Raw genomic sequence first — 331 nt, 5'->3', positions numbered from 1 at the left:
GGATCGTCCTCGGCCCCCTGGGGCAGTCGATCACCGCGGCCAACCTGCTCGGTGGCAACGCCCACCTCGCCGTCGACCAGGGAACCTCGCACGCCCTGTTCGTCTTCGGGCTCGTCTACGGTGTGCCCACTCTGGGCTTCGCCCTGATGTGGGCGGCACTGGCATCGGCCATCACCCTCCGCACCATGCGCCAGGGGCTCCCGTTCTCACTCACCTGGTGGTCGTTCACCTTCCCCGTCGGCACCTGCGTGACAGGCCTGAACGGTCTGGCCCTGCACACGGGACTCGTCGCGCTGCAGGTACTGGCGGTCGTGTTCTACATCGGGCTCGT

1 protein-coding gene is annotated in these 331 nt (G+C 68.0%); it reads left to right on the top strand.

Annotation, left to right across the window (positions count from 1 at the left end):
• Positions 1-331 (top strand): SLAC1 family transporter (locus ACZ6JE_RS15125; protein WP_464319467.1); only part of this gene is annotated, 331 nt, incomplete at both ends.

This window comes from Frigoribacterium sp. AC759 (assembly GCF_979256015.1).
The sequence above is the reverse complement of the archived record's forward strand: the minus strand, read 5'-3'. Positions and strand labels throughout refer to the sequence as shown.